At 63.3% G+C, this 3,512-nt stretch carries 5 protein-coding genes and 1 pseudogene; all 6 read right to left on the bottom strand.

Going from position 1 to position 3,512, the window contains the following annotated elements; genetic code table 11:
• A partial coding sequence (locus DL237_RS20250; RefSeq protein ID WP_158585698.1) for a TrbG/VirB9 family P-type conjugative transfer protein occupies nt 1-373 on the bottom strand: 373 nt, incomplete at its 3' end.
• The gene (locus DL237_RS20245) at nt 370-1,017 is read right to left on the bottom strand and encodes a virB8 family protein (protein ID WP_090062939.1); all 648 of its coding nucleotides are present in this window, start codon (nt 1,015-1,017) and stop codon (nt 370-372) included. The genes DL237_RS20245 and DL237_RS20250, both read right to left, overlap by 4 nt.
• Nucleotides 1,018-1,031: 14 nt before the next feature.
• On the bottom strand, nt 1,032-1,829 hold the full coding sequence (locus DL237_RS20240) for a type IV secretion system protein (protein ID WP_057796681.1): 798 nt from the start codon (nt 1,827-1,829) through the stop codon (nt 1,032-1,034).
• A complete protein-coding gene (locus DL237_RS20235; RefSeq protein WP_090062937.1) occupies nt 1,826-2,992 on the bottom strand; it encodes a lytic transglycosylase domain-containing protein in 1,167 nt (388 codons plus the stop codon). The genes DL237_RS20240 and DL237_RS20235 overlap by 4 nt, the downstream gene beginning before the upstream one ends.
• Before the next feature lie 4 nt (nt 2,993-2,996).
• On the bottom strand, nt 2,997-3,212 hold the full coding sequence (locus DL237_RS20230) for a hypothetical protein (RefSeq protein ID WP_028095514.1): 216 nt from the start codon (nt 3,210-3,212) through the stop codon (nt 2,997-2,999).
• A pseudogene (locus DL237_RS20225) lies at nt 3,209-3,512 on the bottom strand (type IV secretion system protein B4); the annotation flags it as partial. The gene DL237_RS20230 and the pseudogene DL237_RS20225, both read right to left, overlap by 4 nt.

The following is a 3,512-nucleotide window of genomic DNA, read 5'->3' as shown; positions in this document are numbered from 1 at the left end:
AATGCGGCGTCTCCCGGGCTTCGACGACATGGAAGTAGTAGGAGCGGCGGTTGGTGTAGACGGTGATGTTGGTGGCGACGCCAGATGCTGTCGGCTTAATGGCGAAGGCACGGCCACCCGGGACACCGTCGAATTGAAACCCGACCGTATCGCCGGCGATGATCGAGCGGATGGTTTCACCCTCACCGAATTCGACCGTGGTGACGCGGGTCAGAGTCGTGACGACACGGTAAACTTGGCCTTCAGTCCAGGTCGCTACGCGCACGCGGTTGTCATGAGAACCTGGGCGGGGCGTGGTCTCGGCCAAGGCAGTCGATCCCGCGAACGTGAGAAAACTGGCGGCCAACAAGGTAAAGATTGGAGTGCTAGTCATTCGGAACGGTCCGATCGGATGGCATATTGGGTGACGGTGAAACCGAAAGGGTTTTGCCAGACATCGTCGATCGCGCGGGTCCGCTCGGGCCGGAATTCGAACATCAACGTGGCAGTGAACGATCCATCCTGTACCCCCTGCGGGCTTGTCAGGCGCTTTCTGAGCCGGACCTGGGCGCGGTTATCGCCAATAAGGGTGATCGATGCGATCTCAACGGCCATCTCGGCCGCAGCCCCGTATCGCGTCGGCGGATAGTTCTCCTGACCCGATGTCCACATCTCGCGCATGCTGGCCTCGGCCGACCCGGAAGACTGCGCCAGGACACGGCGGACACGAAGATCGTTGTCGAGCTGGTTGTAGGTTTCGCGGTCGAGAATGTAGCGGTAGATTTGCGCTTCGATCACGGCAGGGCGTTCGGCGAGCGACACGGTTTCAACCGTGGCATTGGGGAGCGCCATCCCGGTCGCGGGATCGTAGGGGACAACCACGGGAGGCGGCGTCTCGACCATCAGCGCGACAGCCGCAGCTGTCAAACAGCCGAATACACCAAAGCCTGCTCCAGAAAGGCCGATCATCCGCCAAAGCTGTTCCCGGCGCAGGGCACCGTAGACAAGTTCCTCTTCCACGAGTTCGCGCGCAGTCATCACCCCTGCCCTACTCATGGCTCAAGGTCCGGCAAGGTGAAGTCCATGTAGCGGCGTTCTTCGGCAACGGTGGCGGCGTCAACCACGCCTGCATTGCCTGCGCCTAGGGTTTGAATCGCTTCCAGCTCCCACATCCGGGTCATAGCGATGGCGAGTTCCGCCGTGACGCGGGTGTTGTGATCCATCGAGGCTTTGAGATCCTCCATGTCCGGGATCATCTCGACCAGACGTTCCACCCGTTCGAGAGACTGTTCCGCCTCTGCGTGGCTGTTCTGCGCCGCTGCCGACATCACAGCACCTGTGGTTGCCCGCGTGGCCACGCCTTCAGCGCCCGGATTGCCGCTGGTGGCGATTTCGCGGAGAGAATCCTCGTCGAACCCGGCACTTGCCAGCGCCTGTTCCATCTGCGTGCGCATGGGCCCGGCATTGGGCCCGATGAGAGCGCTCCAATCGCCCGCCTGGATGCCTCGGATCAGGCCGGGGATGTCTTCGAAGTTGGCCTCAAGCAAGGTGTCGAGGTCCCCGCCCATGGCAAGTCCGAGGATGCTGCGCGGCCCGGTGAGCGAGGCATACATCTCGTTCAGCTGATCGAGTTGGCTTTGCAGCATGTCCAGTTGCTCCAACGCATTGTCCAGAAGATCCGTCTGGATCCCGAAATCCTGCAGCATCTGTTGAAGCTGGCGGATTTCCTGAGCAATGTTCTGAGTGTCCACCGTGGGCACACCCTGTGCCGCGACAGGTCCGGTGACATTGAGGGTGAGCGCGAGAGCAATGCTACCGGCGAAAAGGGAACGGGGCAGGCGCAGGTTCAACGCAAATCCTCCTGACTGAAATCCATGAATTGCCGCTCGGCAGCCTGGGCCGCCGCCAAGGCGATCTGCTCGGCACTGAGTGGCTCGGTTCGGGCGGCCTTGATCCGGGTCCGGATTGCGACCAGCCGGGCCTGTTCGGCCCGGGCATAGGTGTTGAGCGCGATGGCCTCGTGGAGATCCTCGGTCTCGCCAATGCGGGTGATGATGTCCTGCACGCGCAGGGCGGCCGCGCGGACTGAGACCAGCGAGTAGTCGCCATAGACCCCTGCGCCGTGGGCCGAGAGGCTGAAACTCGCATTCGCCAGAAGGACCGGGTCGATGGTGCCGAGCGCATCGATGCCGCCCATGGCCGCGAGGTAGCTGTTGTACTGCTGCGGGATCACCACGACATAGTGCTGGGTTTCCGCGAAAGGCGGCACACCGCCATAATCCTGCACATTGCCAGGACCGGCGTTATAGGCGGCGAGCGCATGGATAATGTTGCCATCGAACATGTTCAGCATTTGTGCGAGGTATCGCGCACCGCCGGTGACCTGCAGATAGGGATCGTCGTAATAGGCCGGGTAGATCCCGAGATCGCCCGCGGTACCGGGCATGATCTGGGTAAGTCCGAAGGCCCCCACGGGTGAGCGTGCCCCGATCTGGAAACGACTTTCCTGCCAGATCAGCGCCTGCAAGAGACAGCGCCATTGCACGAGCGAAAGACCTGCGCGGCCGACCCCGGACAGACTATGGGTGTCGCGTGCTGCGCGGATGATCAGCTCCTCGATCCCCTCCCTGGCATCGCCGAACATCCGCGCTGCCGCTGGATTGGTGTCCTCGGGCGCATAAAGACTGGCGGCCGCGCTTTCGACGTCGTCGACCGCCCCCTGCCCCGCCTCGAGCCCCGCCACGGTTCCGGCCACGTCTCCAGCGCCAAGCGACATGGCATCCATCAGCCCTTCGAGGGAGGCGAGTTGCTGGCGCTCGATTTCGGCCAGTTCCTCCTCTCGGCTTAGCCGGACCTGCTGCAGTGCCAGGTCCCGATCGGTCTGCTCAAGGATGGCCTGCCGCTCTGCGAAGAGGCGCAGATCGAAGGTCGGCACGCCTTGGGCGACCGCTGGCCCCGCCGTGGGACCTGCCAGTGCAAAGCCGATCATCGAGAGAGGAAGCCAGGTCCGCATTGGCTCAGCCGCCCGCCCCCAAGAGGACGAAATCGCAGGCCGTGTCGCGGCGCGTGACCTCCGCCCCCATGGTCGAGATCGTGGCGGTGGCGGTTCCTGCCTGCGCAGGAGCCTCGCGAAAATTGAAGCAGTTGGCTTGCGGGGGGTTATGCTGCGCACAGGCTGTCAGGGTCAGGCCGAGCCCGAGCAGCACTACGCTGCGAATGATGGTACGGGTCATGTCACTCTCCAGAAATCAGGACGTTCGCGATAATCGGCGCCGACAAGCGCTTCGCCCTTCTCCATTCCGCCAAGGATGGTCACGAGCGGGCCGAGCGCGCTGAGATCGGCATCGATCACGACGGAACCACGGTCGTCGCGTACAAGCGCGAGCCGCGAGGCCGAGCCGACGCCAAGAAGCACGTCGAGCTCTTTCTCGGTCAGGCCGAGCATCGCGTAGTCAGCGGCGGAAGCACGAATGTTGGGCAAGAGCACCTGCGTCGGCACCGCTTCCACGATGGTCTTGCCGGTGCGCGTGCGC

The organism is Pseudooceanicola sediminis (assembly GCF_003575965.1).
Classification (GTDB): Bacteria; Pseudomonadota; Alphaproteobacteria; order Rhodobacterales; family Rhodobacteraceae; genus Pseudooceanicola; species Pseudooceanicola sediminis.
Note: the sequence above shows the minus strand (reverse complement) of the source record. Positions and strands in the feature narration are given on the sequence as shown.

What these genes read in the sequence shown, in the direction of transcription:
- DL237_RS20245 (WP_090062939.1), bottom strand. Translation starts at nt 1,017, where the DNA reads ATGACTGCGCGCGAACTCGTGGAAGAGGAACTTGTCTACGGTGCCCTG.
- DL237_RS20235 (WP_090062937.1), bottom strand. Translation starts at nt 2,992, where the DNA reads ATGCGGACCTGGCTTCCTCTCTCGATGATCGGCTTTGCACTGGCAGGT.
- DL237_RS20230 (WP_028095514.1), bottom strand. Translation starts at nt 3,212, where the DNA reads ATGACCCGTACCATCATTCGCAGCGTAGTGCTGCTCGGGCTCGGCCTG.